At 61.8% G+C, this 659-nt stretch carries 2 protein-coding genes; one reads left to right on the forward strand and one right to left on the reverse strand.

Annotation, left to right across the window (positions count from 1 at the left end; all coding sequences use genetic code 11):
- Window positions 1–67 precede the first annotated feature (67 nt).
- Window positions 68–175 carry a tellurite resistance TerB C-terminal domain-containing protein gene (locus tag AWU74_RS13555; protein ID WP_368853466.1) on the forward strand — a complete coding sequence of 36 codons (108 nt, stop codon included), beginning with the start codon at window positions 68–70 and terminating at the stop codon, window positions 173–175.
- On the opposite strand, the gene AWU74_RS11970 is transcribed toward AWU74_RS13555, so the two are convergent.
- On the reverse strand, window positions 146–659 hold a 514-nt coding region (locus tag AWU74_RS11970), incomplete at its 5' end, for a tellurite resistance TerB C-terminal domain-containing protein (protein WP_187150928.1). The two genes, AWU74_RS13555 and AWU74_RS11970, sit on opposite strands and share 30 nt — an antisense overlap.

Here is a 659-nt window from a genome sequence, read left to right on the forward strand (position 1 = left end):
CGCAGTGCAAACTAAGTCGGAATGGTACCGCGCCGAACTACAGCGTCTTGCCGGAGAACTGGGCATTATGCTCGACGGAGCTATCGAAACCATAAATGAAGCCGCGTGGAACGCGCTCGGCGAGCCGATCATTGAGGGCGACGGGTCATATACGGTGGTGGCTCTCCAACCCTAAACAAGCGGCACCGAGTCGGTGGATAGTGCATTCAGTGCAAGGGATTTCGGCGCGGCAGCCGTCGTTCCCGGCTGATTCTGCGTCAGCGGGCGGCGGGATATATTCGGCGTCGTCGGCGAATATATCGGACAGCAATGCCGACACTCCTGCCGTATCGTCCCGCAGCCGCTCCATTTTTTGCTCGCTGAGGGCAGCCGCCGTTTCCTGCGAGCTGGTAGCGGGCGCACCATCAGTTTCGCCGTGCAGGGCGCTGTACAGGGCGGCGGTGTCCTGCTTGAGCGACTGATACAGTTTTTCCACGAACACGACGGTTTCAAACGACGGGAACCCTGCCGTGCGCGCGACTCGAACCGCCGAAGTGAGCGCGGTGTGCTGCGTGATATCCGGCGCAGCGGCGAGCTTCCGCGCGAATTTGACGAATGCCGGCGGGTTTTTCAGCAGTAGCACGGAATACGCGCGGAGCCGCTCGCGCTGCCGTCCGTCC

Source organism: Treponema endosymbiont of Eucomonympha sp. (genome assembly GCF_001028545.1).

Coding starts and splice junctions, on each gene's coding strand:
- AWU74_RS13555 (WP_368853466.1), top strand. CDS start 68: ATGCTCGACGGAGCTATCGAAACCATAAATGAAGCCGCGTGGAACGCG.